Genomic DNA, 20,446 nt, shown 5'->3' on the forward strand with positions numbered 1-20,446 from the left:
GCTCGTCGTGGCTGGTCGCGCAGTTCCCCGCGCCCCTTAGGGGGCGTACCCGGCGTTGAAAGTGGCGGCGTCCCAGCTTCCGCCCAGCCTTGGTGCCAGCCAACTCGGGGCCCCTGCACGGAAGTCGGCGGGATCAAGTACACCCGAGCCCTCCGGCACCGCCCCGAGCAGCGGAGCCCCCGCCACCACCGGAAGGTCCGCGAGGTTGCAACGGGATGCCAGGTCGGGCTTGTTGGGCCAGCTTCCGATGAGGACTCCGGCGAAGTCCAGGCCCCCGGCGCGTAGTTCACGTGCCGTCAGTTCTGTCGTGTTCAGGGTGCCCAGGCCTGCCGGAGCGACCACCAGCACCGGCGCGTTCAACAGCCGTGCCGCGTCCGCCAGTGTTCCGCCCTCGTCGTCGAACCGGACGAGCAGCCCGCCCGCCCCCTCGACGAGGACCACATCGTGCTCGGTGGCCAGCTTGGCCGCCGCCTCCGCCACCTCGTGGGGCCGTACCGGTGCGAGAGAGGCCCGCCGAGCCGCCGTAGCGGGCGCCAACGGCTCGGGATACCGGGCGAGTTCGAGCGTGGTCACGGCGCCCGCGAGCCGGGCCACCTCGTCGGCGTCGCCGCGCTCGTCCGGACGTACGCCGGTCTGCGCGGGCTTGAGCACGGCCACGGACCGCCCGGCCGCGAGGGCCGTGGCGGCGACGGCGGCCGTGGCGATCGTCTTGCCGACCTCCGTGCCCGTCCCCGTGATCACCAGGATCTCCATGTCACCCTTCCCGTGCCGCAGCGCACACGGCGCGCGTGATCCGTACCAGGTCCGCGTCACCGGTCACGTACGGCGGCATCGTGTAGACGAGGTCGCGGAAGGGCCGCAGCCAGACCCCCTCGCGCACGGCGGCTCGTGTCGCCGCCCGCATGTCCACCTCGTGGTCGAGCTGGACGACGCCGATCGCCCCCAGGACACGTACGTCCCGGACGCCAGGCAGCTCAAGGGCGGGCTCCAGGCCCTCCCGCAGCCCCGCCTCGATCCGCTTCACCTCGGTCCGCCAGTCCTGCCCGAGCAGCAGGTCGATCGAGGCGCAGGCGACGGCGGCCGCCAGCGGATTGCCCATGAAAGTGGGCCCGTGGGCGAGCACCGGGACCTCGCCCCGCGAGATCCCGTCGGCGACCCGCGAGGTACACAGCGTCGCCGCCATCGTCATATAGCCGCCGGTCAGCGCCTTGCCGACGCACATCACGTCGGGCGTCACGCCCGCGTGCTCCGCCGCGAACAGCGTGCCCGTGCGCCCGAAGCCGGTCGCGATCTCGTCGAAGACGAGCAGCACGTCGTGCGCGTCGCACGCCTCGCGCAGCACCCGCAGATACGCGGGGGAGTGGAAGCGCATCCCGCCCGCGCCCTGCACCACCGGCTCGACGATCACCGCGGCCAGTTCATCGGCGTGCCGCTCGATGAGCGAGCGCAGCTGATCCGCGTACGACTCCTCGTACCCGTCGGGCGGTGCGTCCGCGAAGATCTGCCGCGGCAGCACGCCCTGCCACAGCTCGTGCATCCCGCCCTCGGGGTCGCACACCGACATCGGCTGCCAGGTGTCCCCGTGGTACCCGCCGCGCCAGGTCAGCAGGCGCTGCTTGGCGGGGCGGCCGAGCGAGCGCCAGTGCTGGAGGCACATCTTGACGGCGACCTCGACCGAGACCGAACCGGAGTCGGCGAGGAAGACGTGCTCAAGACCCTCGGGTGAGATGTCGACAAGACGCTTCGCCAGCCGTACGGCGGGCTCGTGGGTGAGCCCGCCGAACATGACATGGCTCATGCGTTCCAGCTGGCCGCGCACCGCGTCGTTGAGCACCGGGTGGTTGTAGCCGTGAATGGCCGACCACCAGGACGACATGCCGTCGACCAGCTCGCCCGAACCGTCCGCCATCCGCAGCCGCACCCCGCTCGCCGACTCCACGACGAGCGGTTCCTGCCGACCGGGCATAGGCCCGTACGGATGCCACACATGCCGCTGGTCGAGATCGAGCAGCTCGCGCATGGACCCGGGCACGGGCAGGTCAGGCATTGGGCGCGAGATCCGTTCCGGCACCCCGGCGGCGTACGGCCACCAGGTCCGTACGAGCCTCAACAGGCGTTTCCACGGAAGCCGAACCTGAAGCGGCAACGGGAGTGGAAGCGGAACCGCACCCGCCGCCGCCCTCGTGCGAGCCGCAGCCCCCGCCCTCCGGCACCCGGTGCTCCGGGAGCGTCACCTCGCCCGCGCCCTCCACCTCGAACCCCGCGTCCGCGATCATGTCCAGGTCGGCCTTGCCTGCCTGGCCCTCGCTGGTGAGGTAGTCGCCGAGGAAGATCGAGTTGGCGAGGTGCAGGGCGAGGGGCTGCATCGTGCGGAGATGGACCTCGCGGCCGCCCGCGATGCGGACCTCGGCGTCCGGGCAGACGAACCGGACCATCGCGAGGATCCGCAGACACCGCTGAGGCGTCAGATTCCACTCCTTGGCGAGCGGGGTGCCCTCGAAGGGGATCAGGAAGTTCACCGGAACGGAGTCGGGGTCGAGTGCGCGGAGCGCGAAGACGACGTCGATCAGGTCCTCGTCGCTCTCGCCCATGCCGGCGATCAGACCTGAGCAGGCGGACAGGCCGGCCGCGTGCGCCTTCTGGACGGTGTCCACCCGGTCGGCGTACGTGTGCGTGGTCGTGATGTCCCCGTACGTCCCCTCGGACGTGTTCAGGTTGTGGTTGTACGCGTCCGCGCCCGCCTCGCGCAGCCGCTCCGCCTGGCCGTCGTTGAGCAGGCCGAGGCAGGCGCACACCTCGACGTTCTCGTTACCGTCCTTGATCGCCTTGATGGTGTCGGAGACCCGGTCCACGTCACGGTCCGTCGGACCACGTCCGCTGGCCACCAGGCAGACCCGCTTGGCGCCCCCGGCCAGGCCCGCCGCCGCTGCCTTGGAAGCCTCCTCAGGCTTGAGCCAGGTGTACTTGAGGATCCCGGCCTTCGACCCCAGCCGCTGCGAGCAGTACGAGCAGTCCTCGGGACACAGGCCCGACTTGAGATTGACGAGATAGTTGAGTTTCACCCGTCGGCCGAACCAGTGCCGTCGCACCTTTCCGGCCGCGGCCACCACGTCGACCACATCGTCGTCGGAGGTGGCCAGCACGGCCAGAGCTTCTTCACGGGTCGGCAACTCGCGCCGAAGCCCCTTGTCCACCAGCGTGTTCAGCAGGTCCATGAGGTCCGATCCTGGCGTATACGACCGCTTGCGGCCAAGGAGAGTTTGTACAAGAGAGACGGTTCGACGTGTGGGTATTGCCACATCCTGGGTGGCTGGGCCGCCCGCTAGGGTCTGTGCACTGCCTACAAAAACCAGTGCTTGCGCCGGCCGCGGAAACCAGTGCGCCCAAGCACCGCCCGCCCCACACTAGTAACTACGGTCTGGAGGACCCATGGCGTTCGGCTGGATCGACGAGCAGGCGCAGGCGCGCCGCCGGGCCGGACTCGTACGCACCCTGCGCCCGCGCCCCGCCGACTCCCCGCTCCTCGATCTCGCGAGCAACGACTACCTCGGTCTCGCCCGCCATCCGGAGATCACCGAGGCCGCCGCGGCAGCCGCGAGAACGTGGGGCGGCGGAGCCACCGGTTCCCGGCTCGTCACCGGCACCACCGAACTGCACGGCGAACTCGAACGCGAGCTGGCAGGCTTCTGCGGCTTCGAGTCCGCGCTCGTCTTCTCCTCCGGGTACGCGGCCAACCTCGCCGCCGTCACCGCGCTCGCGCCGCACGGCTCCCTCGTCGTCTCGGACGCGGGCAACCACGCCTCGCTGATCGACGGCTGCCGGCTGGCCCGGGGCAACACACAGGTGGTGGCGCACGCCGACCCCGACGCCGTACGCAAGGCGCTCAGCACCCACCGGGGGCCCGCCGTCGCCGTCTCCGACACGGTGTTCTCGGTGGACGGGGACGCGGCGCCGCTGGCCGGCCTCGCCACAGCCTGCCGGGAGTTCGGCGCCGGGATCGTCGTCGACGACGCCCATGGGCTCGGTGTCCTCGGCGACGGCGGCCGGGGCGCTCCGCACGCTGCGGGACTCGCGGGCGCCCCGGACGTCGTCGTCACGGTCACGCTGTCCAAGTCGCTGGGCAGCCAGGGCGGTGCCGTCCTCGGTCCCGCTCCGGTCATCGACCACCTGGTCAACGCGGCGCGCACGTTCATCTTCGACACCGGTCTCGCGCCTGCGGCGGCGGGCGCGGCCCTCGCGGCGCTGCGGCTGCTGCGCCGCGAACCGGAGCGTGCCGCACGGGCCCGCGCGGTGGCCACGGCGCTGCACAGCCGCCTGACGGCCGAGGGCCTGGAAGCGGTACGACCGGACGCCGCCGTCGTCTCCGTGCGCGCGCCGTCCCCCGAACGGGCCGTGCGGTGGGCCGCCGACTGCCGCGAGGCGGGACTCGCCGTCGGCTGCTTCCGCCCCCCGTCCGTGCCCGACGGCATCTCCCGGCTGAGGCTGACCGCTCGCGCGGACCTCACCGACGCGCAGATCGAGCACGCGGTGCGGGTGATCAGCGCAACCCGGTGATGCTCAGTCCAGTCCGATGACGCTCAGCTCAGTCCGGCGATAAATCCCTCCCAGGTGGCAGGGGCGAACAGCAGGGCGGGGCCTGCGGTGTTCTTGGAATCGCGGACGGCCACGAGTCCGGACCAGGGTCCTGGACCCGGCCGGGCCGTCTCGACGCAATTGTTCATTCCCGTACTCCGGCTGCTGCGCAGCCAGCGCGCGTCGTGCAGCGAAGTACTGGAAGGTACGTACCGAGGCAGTGCAGACATGGTGCCTCCTTACGCGCCGTCACCTATCCCGGCGATGTAATCCAATGAGTCCTCGGGCGAAAGGGCTTGGATCTGAAGGGCGTTGAAGGCCTCGCTGTAGGCCTGAAGGTCTTCTTTCCGTTCGAGATAGAGGCTACTCGTCAAGTGGTCGAGAACAACCACATCCAGATCAGATGTGCTCGGAAATGAGAAGATAACGAAAGGCCCGGTCACTCCGATGTGAGCCCCGGCGGTGAACGGCAGGACCTGAAGCCGCACTTGAGGCAGGGTGGCGGCCGTCCGCAGGCGGTGCAGCTGGCGTGCCATGACCTCCGGGCCGCCCACGTCCCGTCGCAGCACCGCCTCGTCCAGGACCGCGCTCAGTTCCAGTGGTGGATTCGAACGCAGCACGTCCTGCCGGGCCAGGCGCACCTCGACGAGCGCGTCGAGCTTGCTGTCCTCAAGTCCCCCCACGGCGGCCCGAGTCACCGCACGGGCGTACTCGGGTGTCTGCAGCAACCCCGGCACCACGGACGTCTCCAGCGTGCGCATTCCGCTGGCCTGCGACTCCAGACTGATGAAGTCGCGGTACGTCGGTGGCAGCACACCGCGGTAGGCGTGCCACCAGTGGTGCCGCCCGTTGCCCTCCGCACCCGCCAGCACCACCAGGAGGTCCCGTAACTCGGGTTCCTCGACGGCGTACGCGTCCAGGAGCCGCTCCACGTCCGAGGGCTTGACCCCACTCGTGCCGGTCTCGATCCGGCTCACCTTCGACTGGTGCCAGCCGAGAAGACGGGCCGCCTCCCCGCTCGTGAGACCCGCACCTACGCGCAGAGCACGCAGTTCTGCACCGAGCTTGCGGCGGCGTACTGCGGGACCGTACTGCATGGCCGTACTCCTTACTCCTTCCGAGCCGCCCAAATACGGTCCTCCGTCGCAGAGTTCACCGCTTCGAGCGACAGATATATGCATATCTCGGTGGATCGCACCCGTGACCGGCCAGGTAATGGCAGTCTGGCGCGAAGCACCAGTCCGGGACCGTACTCGAACCATCCGCTCCGTGTCGGACCCCGGTCCCGTGGGAAAGGGACGACCGCGCCATGGCAGACCATCAGGAAGCATCCGTCACTCTGCCGAGCGATCCAGCCTCGGTCTCCGCGGCCCGGAAATTCGTCGCCGAAGTGCTGGCCGAATGGGGCCTGCCGGGTGACTCCGAAGTCGCCGACACCGTACGCCTGATCGTGTCCGAACTAGCCACCAACGCCGTCCAGCACACTTTCGGGCAGTCGCCCACCTTCAGAGTGGACGTCCGCCTCGAGCGGGACGAACACCTGCGCCTCGGCGTCACCGACAGCCACCCACGCTTTCCCAAACGACTGCCCGCGGCCGTCCAGCAGGACAACGGACGCGGCATGGTGATCATCCGCTGGCTGACCGCCGAGTGCGGCGGCAGACTCACCGTCCGGCCCACTCGCGAAGGCGGCAAGACCATCTCCATCGAACTGCCCTGGACGGCACCGGTCGAGCCGGTGACGGCAGGGGGTCCGCAAGAGCCCTGAAACCCGGTCCAGTTGTGCTGCGCGGCGGCGCGTCCGAAGGCGCCGCGCAGCGAACTCACGCTGCTGGGTCCGATTCCTCTCCTCGACCCTGTGTGGACGTGATGTAGCGCCCCACCAGCCGGGGCAGAACGGTCCACAGCGCCAGGCAGACGGCCAGAGTGCCCGCGCCCGCGGCGATCCCGGCGCCGCGCCCCAGCGTCACGTCCACGACGAGGAGCACCGCTCCGGTGAACGCCAGCATCAACACGTATAGGCCGACGTGGGTCAGCCAGGAGGAGACCCGCACGATGGCGGGTTTGACGTTCTGCTGGAACAGCGACCGGTGCAGGGCGGCCGGCGCCGTGAACAGGGCGGCGGCCAGGAACGCGAGCAGGAGGGTGGTGACGTACGTGGCGCGCTGTGCCGTGTCCAGCGAAGGGAAGCGCTGGGTGAAGGCCAGGGTCAGGAGAAAGGCGAAGAGGATCTGCACGCCGGTCTGGGTGACCCGCAGCTCCTGGAGGAGCTCGGCGAAATTGCGGTCGGCGCGCTCAAGAGGTTTCTCGTCGCGTTCCGTGCGGGGACGTTGTTCCACCATGGTGGACGAGTAACCGGTTCGACCGTGTTTCACGCCCTGCCGCACGTCCCGTGGGGGCGACGGCGCGTGCCGTCGCCCCCACGGACGGGTCAGCTGACCCGTCCGTACCAGACGCTCTTCGTCCAGATCTTCTGGAGCTTCACTACCTCCCCGGTCTTCGGGGAGTGCCAGATCTTTCCCTTCCCGGCGTAGATGCCGACGTGGTACACGCTCCGGCCCGAGTGGAAGAACACGAGGTCTCCGGCCTTGCGTTTGGAGGCGGAGACATGGTTGGTCTTGTTGTACTGCGCCGCGGCCGTACGAGGCAGCTTCTTGCCTGCCTTCTTGTACGAGTAGAGCGTGAGCCCGGAGCAGTCGAAGCGGCGCGGCCCAGCGGCGCCGTACTTGTACGGGGAGCCCTTCTTGGAAGCCGCGACCTGAAGTGCCTTCGTCGCCAGGGTGGCCGCTTCGGCGTCGGATGCGACGCCTGGGACCACGAGGCTGCCGCCCACGGCGGCGATGGTGAGAGCCGAGGCCGTACCGGCCCTCGTCCACAGCGACGGGACACGATTGAGCGCAGTCATGCGCAACCCTTCGTCAGCCGCCTGTGAAGGATGACCTGTCGGATTCGGGCTGGCGAAGTAGCCCGGCCGCGTGCTGCGGCTTCACCCCAAGGACCGCCCGGATCTCTCCGGCGGCCCGTCGTGCTGGGTCCTCCACTCCTGCCGATGCACATCTGTCGACCGGTCATCCGGGAGGCGGCAGGACTCGGCGTCCGACCCGGACCGCCCCGCCGGTGTGGCGGGGGCTTGTCGTCGGAAGGGATCTTCACGCATTGATGTCGGAAAATCCGAGCGGAATCGGCGGTTTGTGGGGTTACTCACCACTCACCCGTTCGGGTGGACACCCCGCCGTTCGAGCGAGTGTCCAGTAGGCCGACGACGCCCGTACCAGCGACGGAGGGCTTCAAGTACGCATCCGCGCTACGCGCGTTGCGCAACTTCTGCGCGCTCTTGGAAGGACGGGTGTCTACGCCATCCGGGGGTACACCATCTGGTCCGTTTGAAACCCGGGCCGGACGCTCCGACGGGTCGGTGCGTGCGGTGGCCCGGGTAGGGGTGCGTCAACTGTCGGAACCAGGCGGCAGGGTGACGCGGGCCGCCCGCCGCTCGCCGTCGAGGACACGCAGGGCCTGCGCCAGGGTCGGGGCGTGCACCTCGCTCTCGCCCCGCTGATGCATCAGCGCGAGGGCGTCCCGCAGCGCCGTCGCCTTGGCGACCAGCGCCTGAGCGGCCCTCAGGCCTCGGTAGGTGTCCCCGGGGCGGGCCGGGTTGATGCGGCCGAGCAGGTCGACCACGTCCAGGTAACGGTCGATCAACTCGGCTTCCGCGCGCGTCAGTGCGGGCAGCGGGGGCAGTTCGGGTGGGAGCATCGGCCGCTCACCTCGCGCCGGGTGTGGGGCGGGAAGCCTTGCGGCTCGGGATGATGCCGTCGATCAGTCCGTACGCCAGTGCCGCCGGCGCGTCGAGGATCTTGTCCCGCTCGATGTCCGCGGCGACCCGCTCCGGACTCTGGCCTGTGTGCCGCACGAGCATCTCCTCCAGCATCCTCCGAGTACGCGTCAACTCCTCGGCCTGGATGGCCAGATCAGAAGCCTGCCCGTGGATCGGCTCGGGAAACGACGGCTGGTGGATCAGCACGCGGGCACCCGGCAGCGCGAACCGCTTGCCCGGCGTACCGCCCGCAAGGAGCACGGCGGCGGCCGAAGCGGCCTGGCCGAGACAGACGGTCTCCACCTCGCAGGTGACGAACTGCATCGTGTCGTAGACGGCGGTCATCGCGCTGAGTGAGCCGCCGGGGGAGTTGATGTACAGCGAGATGTCCCGGTCCGGCGCCAGGTACTCCAGGTGCATGAACTGAGCCATCACGTCGTTCGCCGACGTGTCGTCGACCGGCGTCCCGAGGAACACGATCCGCTCGTCGAGCAGCTTCGAATACGGGTCCAGGGTCCGGTGGCCCGCGCTGGAGCGTTCGGTGAACTCGGGCAGGACATGGCGGGCGGACGGGCGGTTCATGGCTTACGCCTCCTCGGCATCGCTTCTGTAAAAAATGTACAGGACGTACGTATGCCTTCGGAGGGTGCTCGCTGACAGCGAAAATCCCCGTGGAGCTAGGTGCTCCACGGGGATTCGGTGTACGGCGAGGGTCAGGTGAGGGGGGCCGGGGCGGGTGTGCCGTAGAACGTTATGGCGGGCCAACCGCGGGACGCGGTCAGTTCGTTGAGGGCGTTCGCTATTTCCAGGGGGGTGATGGTGTTCGCTGTCGGAGCTTCGGAGAACCCGATGCTGAAACTCAGGCTGATCTGGCCCACGTAGTCGTCGACCGGGAGAAGCGCCGTGCCGCTGAACTCCGTGCCGCTGGGGAAGGTGACCGTCGCGGCGTCGGCGGTCTCCGTTGCTTCAGTCGCCGTGGCCTGTGCCGGCCCACTGGAGGCAAGCACGGCTCCCGCCGCCGCGGTCCCCGAGTACCCCAGCAGTGAACGTCTGGAAAGTTCGGACAAGGTCCCCTCCTCATTGTCATGCACGCCTCCCCCGGAGGCGGCGACTTGATCGTAGGGACGAATCCTTTTCGGCGGAGCTGAATGAGATCGTCCGCTCCGAGTGGGTTGTCGCAGGCCCGGTCTAAGCTGGATGACATGGCCTACGAGATTCCGGTGACGCAAGCCAGGGCTGAGCTCGCCGATCTGATCAACCGCGTGGTGTACGGCGGTGAGCGCGTCGTCGTGACGCGTCACGGGAAGCCTCTCGTCGCCCTGGTCTCCGCCGCCGACCTGGAACGCCTCGAGGAACTCCAGAACCCCGCGGAGGAGCAGGTCGTCAGCTCCTACTCCACCGTCCGCGAGGTCGCGCCCGCCCCGCGCGAGCGCCAGAGGTTCGGCATCGCGGCGGAGCACCGGGGACCCAACGTGTCGTAGCCGTGCGGTGGTTCGGCGTGGAGCGGCAGGTAGAGGGCGGGGGCGGTGTGCCAACTACGTGGCACACCGCCCCCGCTGCCCCGCTAGGTGCGTGAGCGTCCGTCCCCACGGTGGGCGCAACCGCGAGGTTCCCCGCGTCAGTTCACCAGCGCGGGCTCCCGCGCGGTGACCGTCTCGGGGGTGGTCGTCCGGCGTCGCTTGAGCGCGTCGCCCAGCAGTACCGCTCCCAGGCCGAGCGTGGCCCACCAGGCCAGGGTCAGCGCGGGCCCGATCGCGGCGGCGCCGTCGAAGAACGACACCGAGCGGAGCAGCGAAGCGCCCGCGCCCGGCGGCAGCCACTGGCCGATCGTGCCGACCGGTTCGGGAAGCATCTCCGGGGCGGAGGACGCGCCGGAGAAGGGGTTGCCGAGCAGGATGATCAGGAACCCTCCGAGTCCGATACCGGGACGTCCGGCGAGCGCCGCAAGCCCTGCGACGGCGCCGCTCACCGCCAGCGTCGACAGGCTCAGCGCGCCGGCCTCGGCCCACCAGTCGCCGGAGAGAACACCCAGCCAGCTGTGCGCGATCGCGGCGGACACCACGCCGACGAGGACGGCCGCTCCGGTCAGCGCGCCGACGGCGCGGACACCGCGCAGACCGAGCAGGGTGGCGACGACGCCCGCGGCCACCCCGGCCAGCGCCATCGGGAGCACGCTCGAGGTGAGGGCGGCGCCGCGCGGGTCCTCGGCGGGGGCGGGGACGACATCGGTGGTCGTCACGGTCGTACCCTCCGGGGCCTGGCCGGCCACCGCCTGCTGGAGCAGCTGGGCGACGAGCGGGCTCGCCGCGGACGCCGTGAGCAGCTTGGGGCCCTGCTCGGTGACGACGATCGCGCCGTATACGTTCCGGTCCTCGATGGCCTCCCGGGCGGCCGCCTCGTCGGCGTAGCGGTGGATCTCGAAGGCACCGTCCTGCCGGGCGAGTTGCTTCTCGACCGGGGCGGTCGCGGACACGGAACCCGCCACGCCCAGCGGCAGGTCGCGGGGCGCGGTACGGGCGGCCGGCCAGGCGAAGGCCCACAGGGCGAGAGCCACCAGTACGGGGACCAGCACGACCACGGCGGCCATGTTGCGGCGGTGCCGCGGCGGGGGTGATGCCACGTCGGAAGGGGGAACGGAGGTGGAGGACAAGGTCGGGCTCCCTCGATGCAAGTAAAAAGAAGGATCGTTCGTTTTAGCGATGCCTCCACCATCCTGCGAGCCTGCCGCCTTGTCAAGAAAGAATGTTCGTTCTACGTTGAACGGCATGGCCCGCGTATCCCAGGAACACCTCGACGCCCGTCGCCGCCAGATCCTCGACGGCGCGGCCCTCTGCTTCGCCCGCAACGGGTTCCATGCCACGTCGATGCAGGACGTGCTGAAGGAGGTCGACCTCTCCGCGGGAGCCGTGTACCGCTACTTCAGCGGCAAGGAGGAGCTGATCGGTGCCATCGTCACCGAGGTCCTCGACGAGATCCGCGACACATTCGAGGCGGCAGCCCGGCAGCGCCCGATCCCACCGCCCGACGTGCTCATGGGATCGGTCATGAACAACATCCTGAACATGAAGCCGGGGCTCATGCACGAGGGGCAGTCGGTCTTCCCCCGGCTGGTGGTCCAGGTGTGGACCGAGACCCTGCGCAACGAGGACCTGTCGAGGGTCATCAACGAGGGCTACGCCAAGGTCCGCGCCGCCTGGGTCAAGGTGGTCGAGGGCTACCAGGACGCGGGCATGATGCGTGCCGACGTACCGCCCGAAAGCGTCGCCCGGATCATGATCGCCCTGGCTCAGGGGTTCGCCGCGCAAATGGCGCTGTTCGGTGCCGTGCCCGTCGAGGTGTTGCGGGAGGGACTGAGGGGTCTGATGAGCATGGGGGAGCCCGGCTCGCGGTCATGAGTGGATCAAGGGCTGGTTAACGTCGTTGAAACTCCGTCCAACTAGCCTGCGCATCCACGCCACCAGGGGTTTTGGTGGCTACGGCCACCGGACCCCGCACGGTCCGGAGCGAGGACTGTGAGGTGGGACGCCGTGCAACTGACACCGCACGAGCAGGAGAGGCTGCTGATTCATGTGGCCGCCGACGTGGCCGAGAAGCGGCGGGCCCGCGGGCTGAAACTGAACCACCCCGAGGCCATCGCCCTCATCACGTCGCACATCCTCGAAGGCGCGCGCGACGGCCGCACCGTCGCGGAACTGATGTCCTCCGGACGCAAGATCCTCAACCGGGACGACGTCATGGAGGGCATCCCCGAGATGATCCACGACGTCCAGGTCGAGGCGACCTTCCCGGACGGCACCAAGCTCGTCACCGTCCACGATCCGATCGTCTGACGGGGGAGCGAGAGCCATGATTCCCGGAGAGATCCTGTTCGCCGACGGGCCCGTCGCCTTCAACGAAGGCCGTGAGGTCACCCGGCTGACCGTCCTCAACGCCGCCGACCGGCCCGTCCAGGTCGGCTCCCACTACCACTTCGCCGAGGCCAATCCCGGTCTGGAATTCGACCGTGCCGCCGCGCGCGGCAAGCGGCTCAACGTCGCCGCCGGCACCGCCGTGCGCTTCGAGCCCGGGATCCCCGTCGACGTCGAACTCGTTCCGCTCGCCGGTGCCCGCGTGGTGCCCGGACTGCGCGGGGAGACCGGAGGTGCCCTCGATGCCTGAGCTCTCGCGTGCCGCGTACGCCGACCTGTTCGGCCCCACCACCGGCGACCGTATCCGGCTCGCCGACACCGACCTGCTGATCGAGATCGAGGAGGATCGTTCCGGCGGTCCTGGACTCGCCGGTGACGAGGCGGTGTTCGGCGGTGGCAAGGTCATCCGCGAATCCATGGGGCAGGCGCGCGCTACGCGCGCAGACGGCACCCCGGACACGGTCATCACGGGCGCGGTGATCGTCGACCACTGGGGGATCATCAAGGCCGATGTGGGTATGCGCGACGGCCGGGTCACCGGCATCGGCAAGGCGGGCAACCCGGACACCATGGACGGCGTGCACCCCGATCTGGTCATCGGTCCGGAGACCGAGATCATCGCGGGCAACGGGCGGATCCTGACCGCGGGTGCCATCGACGCGCACGTCCACCTGATCTGTCCGCAGATCGCCGACGAGGCGCTGTCCGCCGGAATTACCACGCTGATCGGCGGCGGCACCGGTCCTGCCGAGGGCTCGAAGGCGACGACGGTCACGCCCGGCCCCTGGCATCTGGCGCGGATGCTGGAGGCGATGGAGGAGTACCCGCTCAACTTCGGCCTGCTCGGCAAGGGCAACACCGTCTCGCGCGACGCCATGATGTCCCAGATCCGCGGCGGCGCCCTCGGCCTCAAGATCCACGAGGACTGGGGGTCCACGCCCGCCGCCATCGACGCCGCGCTGACCGTCGCCGACCGGACCGGCATCCAGGTCGCCATCCACACCGACACGCTGAATGAGTCCGGCTTCGTCGGCGACACCCTCGCCGCCATCGCCGGACGCGGCATCCACGCGTACCACACCGAGGGCGCGGGCGGCGGGCACGCACCCGACATCATGACCGTGGTCTCCGAACCGCACGTGCTGCCCAGCTCCACCAACCCGACCCGGCCCTACACCGTCAACACCGCCGAGGAACACCTCGACATGCTGATGGTGTGCCACCACCTGAACCCGGCGGTCCCCGAGGACCTGGCCTTCGCCGAGTCCCGGATCCGGCCGTCGACGATCGGGGCCGAGGACATCCTGCACGACCTCGGCGCCATCTCGATCATCTCCTCGGACGCCCAGGCCATGGGCCGGGTCGGCGAGGTCATCATGCGGACCTGGCAGACCGCGCACGTGATGAAGCGGCGCCGAGGGGCGCTCCCCGGTGACGGCCGTGCGGACAACCACCGTGTACGTCGCTATGTCGCCAAGTACACGATCAACCCGGCGCTTGCGCAGGGCCTCGCCCGCGAGGTCGGCTCCGTCGAGACCGGCAAGCTCGCCGACCTCGTGCTGTGGGAGCCCGCGTTCTTCGGGGTCAAGCCGCACCTCGTCATCAAGGGCGGGCAGATCGCGTACGCGCAGATGGGCGACGCCAACGCGTCCATCCCGACGCCGCAGCCGGTGCTGCCGCGGCCGATGTTCGGGGCGATCGGGCGGGCGCCGGCGTCCAACTCGTTCAACTTCGTCGCCCCGCTCGCCATCGAGGACGGGCTGCCCGAGCGGCTCTCGCTCGGCAAGCGCTTCGTCGCCATCGAGTCGACGCGCGCGGTCACCAAGGCGGACATGCGTGAGAACGACGCGCGTCCACACGTCCGGATCGACCCCGACAGCTTCGCCGTGCACATCGACGGGGAGCTGGTCGAGGCGACTCCGGCCGCCGAACTGCCCATGGCCCAGCGTTACTTCCTCTTCTGATGTCCAGGGCAGCGCTTCTCGTCCTGGCCGACGGCCGCTTTCCCGCCGGAGGGCACGCGCACTCCGGCGGGGCCGAGGCGGCCGTCAAGGCCGGGCGCATCACGGGTGCGGCGAGTCTTGAGGACTTCTGCCGGGGGCGGCTGCACACGGCGGGGCTCGTGTCGGCCTCGCTGGCCGCGGCCGCTGCGATCGGGGTCGATCCGGTGGCGCTGGACGTGGCCGCGGATGCCCGTACGCCGTCGCCCGCGTTGCGGGTTGCCGCGCGGCGTCTTGGTCGGCAGTTGATGCGGGCGGCTCGGGCGACGTGGCCCTCCGCCGAACTCGACTTGCTGGCGCGGGAGTTTCCCAAGGGGGCGCATCAGCCGGTGGTGCTTGGGCTGGCCGCGCGGGCTGCGGGGCTTGGGGCGGAGGATGCCGCGTACTGCTCCGTGTACGAGGCGGTCAGTGGGCCGGCTACGGCGTCGGTGCGGTTGCTCAGTCTGGATCCGTTCGATGCCACCGGGGCGTTGGCTCGGCTTGCGCCGGAGCTGGATCTCGTGGCGAGGGCTGCTGCCGACGCTGCTCGCCTTGCGATCGACTTCGGGGTGGACGCGCTGCCTGCGGCTTCCGCGCCGTTGCTGGAGATTGGTGCGGAGGCGCATGCGGCCTGGCCTGTACGTCTGTTCGCGTCGTAGCGTTTTTTCGCCCCCTCCGCCCCTACCCGTCCCTTGTTCCTGGGGGCTCCGCCCCCAGACCCCCGTATCGGCCTGAACGGCCTCGTCCTCAAACGCCGGACGGGCTGAAAGATCTCTCCCCGGCCGGAGCTGAAGAGCGCTACCCCTGGCCGAGGCTGAAAAGCACCCCCTGGCCAGAGCTGAAAAGCCACCATCTGGAGCCGCCACCATGCACCTCGACCACTCCCACGACGGGCCCTCCGCTCTCAGCGCCGACGCCCACCGTCCCGATGGCACCCGTCGTGCCCTTCGTATAGGGCTCGGTGGGCCGGTCGGCTCGGGCAAGACCGCGACCGTCGCCGCGCTCTGCCGGGCTCTGCGCGAGGAGTTGTCCCTTGCCGTTGTCACGAACGACATTTACACGCGTGAGGACGCCGAGTTCCTGTTGCGTGAGGCGGTGCTGCCGCCCGAGCGGATCACTGCAGTGGAGACGGGGGCCTGCCCGCACACGGCGATCCGGGACGACATCTCCGCCAACCTCGAAGCGGTCGAGGATCTGGAGGACGAGGTCGGGCCGCTGGACCTCATCCTCGTCGAGTCCGGGGGCGACAACCTGACCGCGACCTTCTCCAAGGGGCTGGTCGACGCGCAGATCTTCGTGATCGACGTGGCGGGCGGGGACGACATTCCGCGCAAGGGCGGGCCCGGGGTGACCACGGCCGACCTGTTGGTGGTCAACAAGACCGACCTGGCGCCGTACGTCGGGTCCGATCTGGGGCGGATGGCGGCCGACGCGAAGACGCAGCGGGCCGAACTGCCTGTGGTGTTCCAGTCGTTGCGGGCCGAGGGCGGGGTCGCGGACGTCGCCGCGTGGGTGCGGGAGCGGCTCGCCGCGTGGACGGCATGACGACGGGGGTACGGGCCACCGCGCGGATCGGGGCGCGGGACGACGGCCGGGGCGGTACCTCCCTGCCGGTGCTCGAGGGGGACGGGCCGCTCGCCCTGCGGCGCACCCGGGGCGTGGGATCCGAGGCGCGGGTCATGCTCGTCGGCGCGATGAGCGGCCCGCTCGGCGGTGACCACTTCACCGTGGAGGCGGAGGCCGCGGCCGGGGCCCGGCTGCACATCGGGTCGGCGGCCGCCACCATCGCCCTGCCGGGGCAGGCCAAGGGCGAGTCGCGCTACGACGTGCGCCTGAAGGTGGCCGACGGGGGTGAGCTGCGTTGGCTGCCCGAGCAGTTGATCTCCGCCAACGGGAGTGATCTGTACGTCTCCTCGCGGATCGAGCTGGCGGCGGGAGCCCGGCTGGTCTTCCGGGAGGAGCAGGTACTCGGTCGAGCGGGTGAGGAACCCGGTCGGCTCAGCAGCCGTCTCACTGTGCGGCTCGACGGACGGCCGTTGCTGGATCAGGAGCTGTCCTGCGGACCGGGCGCCCCCGGCGGCTGGGACGGTCCCGCGGTCCTGGCAGGGCATCGTGCGCTGGGGCAACTGCTCGTCGTACGCCCGGAGTTCGCAGACGTACCGGTGCAGGCGCGGCTCCTTGGCGAGTACGCCTCGCTCATGCCGCTCGCCGGTCCCGCCGTGCTCGTGACCGCGCTGGCGTCGGACGCGCTGCGGCTGCGGCGGGTGCTGGACGAGGCGCTGAGTTCGCTCGGCTGAGGCCCGTGATGCGGCTGTCTCCGCTCAACGGGGCAGCTCTCACCGGTTATCGGATTAGTAAAGAACCCACGCGGCATCTGTTCTCAGGTACCTCACAGCCGAAAGGATCCCCGTACCAATCGCAACGATGTACGGGGAGGTCCCACTTGAGGGGCATCAGACCGACGAAACGGGTGACAGCGCTCGGTTCGGCCGGAGCGCTCGTCACGGCGACCCTGATAGCCGGAGCCGTGGCGGCTCCGTCGGCCACCGCCGACGCAGGCCACGGGCAGGACCGCGAGGCCCGCGGAGCGGCGATCGCTGCGGACCGGGCCGCCAAGGCCGGGATCGACTGGCAGGACTGTCCGGCCGACTGGGGCTTCGTGAAGCCGATCCAGTGCGGCTGGGTGACCGTCCCGCTCGACTACGCCCACCCGAACGGCAAGAAGATCAAGCTCGCCGTCGACCGCATCGGGAACACGGGCACGCAGGCGGAGCGCCAGGGCGCCCTCGTCTACAACCCGGGCGGCCCCGGCGGCTCCGGCATGCGTTTCCCGACCCGGGTGACCAACAAGAACCCGATCTGGGCGAACACGGCGAAGGCGTACGACTTCGTGGGCTTCGACCCGCGCGGTGTCGGCCACTCGGCGCCCATCTCCTGCATCGACCCGCAGGAGTTCGTGAAGGCGCCCAAGGCCGACCCCGTGCCGGACTCCGAGGCGGACAAGCGTGCCCAGCGCAAGCTTGCCGCCGAGTACGCGGACGGCTGCGCCGAGCGCAGCGGCGACATGCTGCCGCAGATGACCACGCCGAACACCGTGCGCGACCTGGACGTCATCCGGGCCGCACTCGGCGAGAGGAAGCTCAACTTCCTGGGCGTCTCCTACGGCACGTACATCGGCGCCGTCTACGGCACGATGTACCCGACGCACGTCCGGCGCATGGTCGTCGACAGTGTCGTCAACCCGTCGCGCGAGAAGATCTGGTACGAGGCCAACCTCGATCAGGATGTCGCGTTCGAGGGCCGCTGGAAGGACTGGGAGGACTGGGTCGCCAAGAACGACGCGACCTTCCACCTCGGCGACACCCGGGCCGAGGTGCAGGACCAGTGGCTGAAGCTGCGGGCCACCGCGAAGGCGAACCCGATCGGCGGGGTCGTCGGTCCCGCCGAGCTCATCGGCTTCTTCCAGAGCGCCCCGTACTACGACTCCTCGTGGGTGCCGGTCGCCACGGTGTTCAGCCAGTACGTCGCCGGTGACACGCAGGCGATCGTCGACGCCGCCGCCCCCGACCTGTCGGACACCGCGGGCAACGCCTCCGCGGAGAACGGCAACGCCGTCTACACGGCCGTCGAGTGCACCGACGCCAAGTGGCCCACCAGCTGGAAGAAGTGGGACCGGGACAACACGCGGCTCAACAAGGACTACCCGTTCATGACCTGGGCCAACGCGTGGCTGAACCTGCCCTGCGCGACCTGGCCGGCGAAGCAGCAGACCCCGGTCAACGTGAAGACCGGCAAGGGCCTGCCTGCTGTCCTGATCGTGCAGTCCACCAATGACGCCGCCACCCCGTACGAGGGCGCCGTCGAACTGCACCAGCGTTTCAAGGGCTCCCGCCTGATCACCGAGAAGGACGCGGGCTCGCACGGCGTGACCGGCCTGGTCAACCCGTGCATCAACACGCGGGTGGACACCTACCTGCTCACCGGGAAGACGGACGCGGCCGATGTGACGTGCGCGCCGCACGCCACGCCCAAGCCGTAACCACGCATGAAGGCAGGGGCGGCCGGATCTCCGGCCGCCCCTCGCTCATGTCGCCGACCAGGCGTCCTCGGCGGCGTAGTCGAAGAGATCCCCGTACGCCTGGAACATCTTGGGATACGCCTCCCGCCAGTCCCGTCCGGCCAGTTGGCGATCGATCGACGCGACCGTCTCCGGCAGCGACTCGGCGTACTCCACCACCGGGCGGTAGCCCAACTCCCGTTCGGCCGCCGACATGTCGCAGACCATGGGAGCCGGAACGGTCCACGGGGTGTCACCCACGGTCGGAGCGGGCGGCGGGCCGTCCACCAGAACGCTCTCCGTCTCGACGCCCATCACGGCGTCGATCGCCGCGCAGATCTCGGCCACCGTGGGCGCCTCGGGATCGCAGGCGTTGAGGACACGCGGCCCCGGCCGCGCGGCAGCCAGGCGGATCAGCTCGGCGATGTTGTGGACGCTCGCCGGATGGAAGCGGCTCGTGCCGCCGAACGCGAGGATCCGTCTGCGCCGGCTGTCGAGGTTGCGCTTGACGACATACAGCTCGCGGGGTGTGCGGCAGTACGGGCCGTGGATGGCGCCCGCGCGCAGCAGGGTCGTCGGCAACTGGTCGGCGGCCGCGAGGAGTTCGTGCTCCAGCGCGGCCTTTCGGCTGCTGTACGTGTCGTCACCGGGCCGCACGGTGCGCAGGCTCTCGGGGATCGGCACCGGGTACTCGGGGAACCCGTCCGGCTCGGACTGGGTGTCGAAACCGCGGCCCTTGTCGTCCTCGTACACCGACACGCTGGAGATCACCACTGCCGAGCCGACGCGATCGGCGAGCCCTGCCAACTGCCGTGCGTGTTCCGCCCCGTAGGCGACCATGTCGACGAGCACGTCGCAGCCGTCGCCGATCACCTCGGCCAGCGCCGCGTCGTCCGCCCGGTCGAGCCGCGCGGAGCGCACTTCCTCCGGCCAGGTTCCGTCCCGGCCGCCGCCGAGCGAGGCGGCCGTCACCTCCCAGCCGTCCCGCGCGAGCGCGCCCACGGCCGCGCGTCCGATCTGCCCTGTCGCTCCGATCACTACAGCACGTCTCATACGTATAAAATGTACAGGACGTACGGCTAGTGCTGCCGGGCTTTCAACTCAGCGGCAGCCGTGGGAACTTGCGGGCGTTCTCCGCGCGCTCCGCTGCCTCCTCGGCCTTGACGACGGCCGCGTACTGGTCGACGTACTCCTGCTCGGAGAGGGTGAGGATGGCGTACATGATCTCGTCGGTGATGGCGCGCAGGATGGCCTTCTCGTTCTCCATCCCGGCGTAGCGGGAGAAGTCGAGGGGCTTGCCGAAGCGGATGGCGACGGGGTGGATCTTCGGGATCTTCCGGCCCGGCGGCTGGGCCTCGAAGGTGCCGATCATCGCGCAGGGGATGACGGGTGCCTGGGCCTTCAGCGCCATCACCGCGACGCCGACCTTGCCCTTGTAGAGGCGGCCGTCGTGGGAGCGGGTGCCCTCCGGGTAGATGCCCAGCAGTTCGTCCTTGGCCAGGACGCCGAGCCCCTCGCGGATCGCGGCCTGGCCCGCGTCCTTGCCCGAGCGGTCCACCGGGATCTGCCCGGCGCTGCGGAAGAAGGCGGCGATCAGCCGGCCCCTGATGCCGGGGCCCGTGAAGTACTCGGCCTTCGCGAGGAAGGTGATGCGGCGCTTGAGGATCGCGGGCATCAGGAAGTGGTCCGAGAAGGACAGATGGTTGCCGGCGACGATGGCCGCCCCCGACGACGGGATGTGCTCAAGACCCTCGATCCGAGGCCGGAAGACCAGTCTCAACAGCGGACCCAGAAGCACGTATTTGAGCACGTAGTAGAACATGTGGTTGCTCCTCGCCCCGGCGGATCGGCTCAACCGCCGCGTTCTAGCAGGTCAGCGGCGCGCGGTGGGGTGTCAGTGTATGGGCAGGTGTGGTCCGTTGGAACGGTGCCTTACCGGCCTCCTGCTGAACCTCTGCCGATCATGCCGGACCGGCCATGTCCTTGGCGCCTCGGCTGGCCGAGGTGGGGACGCCGCTGGGGCGACACACCGGCCGGTGTGTCGCCCCAACGGCGTCTCGCCGCACGTGCTGCGGCTGGTTCCCCACCCCGGTGCTGCGTCAGGGCGACGACCGGG

General features: G+C 69.9%; 24 protein-coding genes and 1 riboswitch. Of the genes, 11 read left to right on the top strand and 13 right to left on the bottom strand.

The genetic code is table 11. The features are described 5' to 3' along the window. Positions 1–36: 36 nt before the first annotated feature. The 3 genes from bioD to bioB are packed head-to-tail and all read right to left on the bottom strand — an operon-like array spanning position 37 to position 3,215. Positions 37–753 (bottom strand): dethiobiotin synthase, encoded by a 717-nt coding sequence (bioD, locus tag OG266_RS39620; protein WP_371551738.1) that lies wholly within the window; start codon positions 751–753, stop codon positions 37–39. A gap of 1 nt (position 754) precedes the next feature. Next, positions 755–2,047 (bottom strand): adenosylmethionine--8-amino-7-oxononanoate transaminase, encoded by a 1,293-nt coding sequence (locus tag OG266_RS39625; protein ID WP_371551740.1) that lies wholly within the window; start codon positions 2,045–2,047, stop codon positions 755–757. After that, positions 2,040–3,215: a biotin synthase BioB gene (gene bioB / locus OG266_RS39630; protein WP_371551742.1), complete on the bottom strand. Its 1,176-nt coding sequence runs from the start codon at positions 3,213–3,215 to the stop codon at positions 2,040–2,042. The genes OG266_RS39625 and bioB overlap by 8 nt, the downstream gene beginning before the upstream one ends. A gap of 214 nt (positions 3,216–3,429) precedes the next feature. Here bioB and OG266_RS39635 point away from each other — a divergent pair, with 214 nt between their 5' ends. Then, positions 3,430–4,554 carry an 8-amino-7-oxononanoate synthase gene (locus OG266_RS39635; RefSeq protein ID WP_371551744.1) on the top strand — a complete coding sequence of 375 codons (1,125 nt, stop codon included), beginning with the start codon at positions 3,430–3,432 and terminating at the stop codon, positions 4,552–4,554. Positions 4,555–4,577: 23 nt separating this feature from the next. On the opposite strand, the gene OG266_RS39640 is transcribed toward OG266_RS39635, so the two are convergent. Together OG266_RS39640 and OG266_RS39645 are read right to left on the bottom strand one after the other, a co-directional pair. After that, positions 4,578–4,802 (bottom strand): DUF397 domain-containing protein, encoded by a 225-nt coding sequence (locus tag OG266_RS39640; RefSeq protein WP_266468434.1) that lies wholly within the window; start codon positions 4,800–4,802, stop codon positions 4,578–4,580. 9 nt (positions 4,803–4,811) lie between these two features. Continuing rightward, complete coding sequence (locus OG266_RS39645; RefSeq protein WP_371551747.1) at positions 4,812–5,669, bottom strand: helix-turn-helix domain-containing protein; 858 nt, start codon at positions 5,667–5,669, stop codon at positions 4,812–4,814. A gap of 212 nt (positions 5,670–5,881) precedes the next feature. Between OG266_RS39645 and OG266_RS39650 the strand changes: the two genes are divergently transcribed. Continuing rightward, positions 5,882–6,340, top strand: coding sequence for an ATP-binding protein (locus OG266_RS39650; RefSeq protein WP_266468440.1), 459 nt, complete (start codon positions 5,882–5,884; stop codon positions 6,338–6,340). 55 nt (positions 6,341–6,395) lie between these two features. Here OG266_RS39650 and OG266_RS39655 read toward each other — a convergent pair whose 3' ends face one another. From OG266_RS39655 to OG266_RS39675, 5 genes are all read right to left on the bottom strand, one after another. Further along, a complete protein-coding gene (locus OG266_RS39655; protein WP_266468443.1) occupies positions 6,396–6,914 on the bottom strand; it encodes a DUF6328 family protein in 519 nt (172 codons plus the stop codon). Between the two features lie 89 nt (positions 6,915–7,003). Further along, positions 7,004–7,477 carry a C40 family peptidase gene (locus OG266_RS39660; RefSeq protein WP_266468446.1) on the bottom strand — a complete coding sequence of 158 codons (474 nt, stop codon included), beginning with the start codon at positions 7,475–7,477 and terminating at the stop codon, positions 7,004–7,006. A gap of 3 nt (positions 7,478–7,480) precedes the next feature. Further along, a riboswitch (cyclic di-AMP (ydaO/yuaA leader) is annotated at positions 7,481–7,667 on the bottom strand. Between the two features lie 349 nt (positions 7,668–8,016). Further along, positions 8,017–8,325, bottom strand: a complete 309-nt coding sequence (locus tag OG266_RS39665; RefSeq protein WP_266468448.1) for a hypothetical protein — start codon at positions 8,323–8,325, stop codon at positions 8,017–8,019. 7 nt (positions 8,326–8,332) lie between these two features. After that, positions 8,333–8,968 carry an ATP-dependent Clp protease proteolytic subunit gene (locus tag OG266_RS39670; protein WP_371551751.1) on the bottom strand — a complete coding sequence of 212 codons (636 nt, stop codon included), beginning with the start codon at positions 8,966–8,968 and terminating at the stop codon, positions 8,333–8,335. A gap of 131 nt (positions 8,969–9,099) precedes the next feature. Continuing rightward, positions 9,100–9,453, bottom strand: coding sequence for a twin-arginine translocation signal domain-containing protein (locus OG266_RS39675; RefSeq protein WP_371551753.1), 354 nt, complete (start codon positions 9,451–9,453; stop codon positions 9,100–9,102). Between the two features lie 135 nt (positions 9,454–9,588). Here OG266_RS39675 and OG266_RS39680 point away from each other — a divergent pair, with 135 nt between their 5' ends. Beyond that, positions 9,589–9,867 carry a type II toxin-antitoxin system Phd/YefM family antitoxin gene (locus OG266_RS39680; protein ID WP_266468459.1) on the top strand — a complete coding sequence of 93 codons (279 nt, stop codon included), beginning with the start codon at positions 9,589–9,591 and terminating at the stop codon, positions 9,865–9,867. A 137-nt stretch (positions 9,868–10,004) separates the two neighbouring features. Here the strand turns inward: OG266_RS39680 and OG266_RS39685 are convergent, their stop codons facing one another. Further along, on the bottom strand, positions 10,005–10,973 hold the full coding sequence (locus OG266_RS39685; protein WP_329550317.1) for an ABC transporter permease: 969 nt from the start codon (positions 10,971–10,973) through the stop codon (positions 10,005–10,007). Positions 10,974–11,151: 178 nt separating this feature from the next. On the opposite strand from OG266_RS39685, the gene OG266_RS39690 reads away from it, so the two are divergent. The 8 genes from OG266_RS39690 (at position 11,152) to OG266_RS39725 (ending at position 18,312) form a co-directional block, all read left to right on the top strand. Continuing rightward, positions 11,152–11,781, top strand: a complete 630-nt coding sequence (locus tag OG266_RS39690) for a TetR/AcrR family transcriptional regulator (protein ID WP_266468461.1) — start codon at positions 11,152–11,154, stop codon at positions 11,779–11,781. A 132-nt stretch (positions 11,782–11,913) separates the two neighbouring features. Then, positions 11,914–12,216 (top strand): urease subunit gamma, encoded by a 303-nt coding sequence (locus tag OG266_RS39695; protein ID WP_266468462.1) that lies wholly within the window; start codon positions 11,914–11,916, stop codon positions 12,214–12,216. A 16-nt stretch (positions 12,217–12,232) separates the two neighbouring features. After that, on the top strand, positions 12,233–12,544 hold the full coding sequence (locus tag OG266_RS39700; protein WP_266468464.1) for an urease subunit beta: 312 nt from the start codon (positions 12,233–12,235) through the stop codon (positions 12,542–12,544). After that, positions 12,537–14,258 (top strand): urease subunit alpha, encoded by a 1,722-nt coding sequence (locus OG266_RS39705; protein WP_371551757.1) that lies wholly within the window; start codon positions 12,537–12,539, stop codon positions 14,256–14,258. Before OG266_RS39700 ends, OG266_RS39705 begins: the two co-directional genes overlap by 8 nt. Further along, positions 14,258–14,932, top strand: coding sequence for an urease accessory protein UreF (locus OG266_RS39710; RefSeq protein WP_371551759.1), 675 nt, complete (start codon positions 14,258–14,260; stop codon positions 14,930–14,932). Before OG266_RS39705 ends, OG266_RS39710 begins: the two co-directional genes overlap by 1 nt. A 208-nt stretch (positions 14,933–15,140) precedes the next feature. After that, entirely contained in the window at positions 15,141–15,818 is a 678-nt protein-coding gene (ureG, locus tag OG266_RS39715) for an urease accessory protein UreG (protein WP_266468471.1), read from the top strand. Continuing rightward, positions 15,815–16,570, top strand: a complete 756-nt coding sequence (locus OG266_RS39720; protein WP_371553127.1) for an urease accessory protein UreD — start codon at positions 15,815–15,817, stop codon at positions 16,568–16,570. Before ureG ends, OG266_RS39720 begins: the two co-directional genes overlap by 4 nt. Positions 16,571–16,716: 146 nt before the next feature. Next, positions 16,717–18,312 (top strand): alpha/beta hydrolase, encoded by a 1,596-nt coding sequence (locus OG266_RS39725; protein ID WP_371551762.1) that lies wholly within the window; start codon positions 16,717–16,719, stop codon positions 18,310–18,312. Between the two features lie 45 nt (positions 18,313–18,357). Here the strand turns inward: OG266_RS39725 and OG266_RS39730 are convergent, their stop codons facing one another. After that, entirely contained in the window at positions 18,358–19,383 is a 1,026-nt protein-coding gene (locus OG266_RS39730) for an NAD-dependent epimerase/dehydratase family protein (protein ID WP_371551764.1), read from the bottom strand. Between the two features lie 43 nt (positions 19,384–19,426). Beyond that, positions 19,427–20,152 (bottom strand): 1-acyl-sn-glycerol-3-phosphate acyltransferase, encoded by a 726-nt coding sequence (locus OG266_RS39735; RefSeq protein WP_266468480.1) that lies wholly within the window; start codon positions 20,150–20,152, stop codon positions 19,427–19,429. Positions 20,153–20,446: the final 294 nt, after the last annotated feature.

The organism is Streptomyces sp. NBC_00554 (genome assembly GCF_041431135.1).
GTDB lineage: Bacteria > Actinomycetota > Actinomycetes > Streptomycetales > Streptomycetaceae > Streptomyces.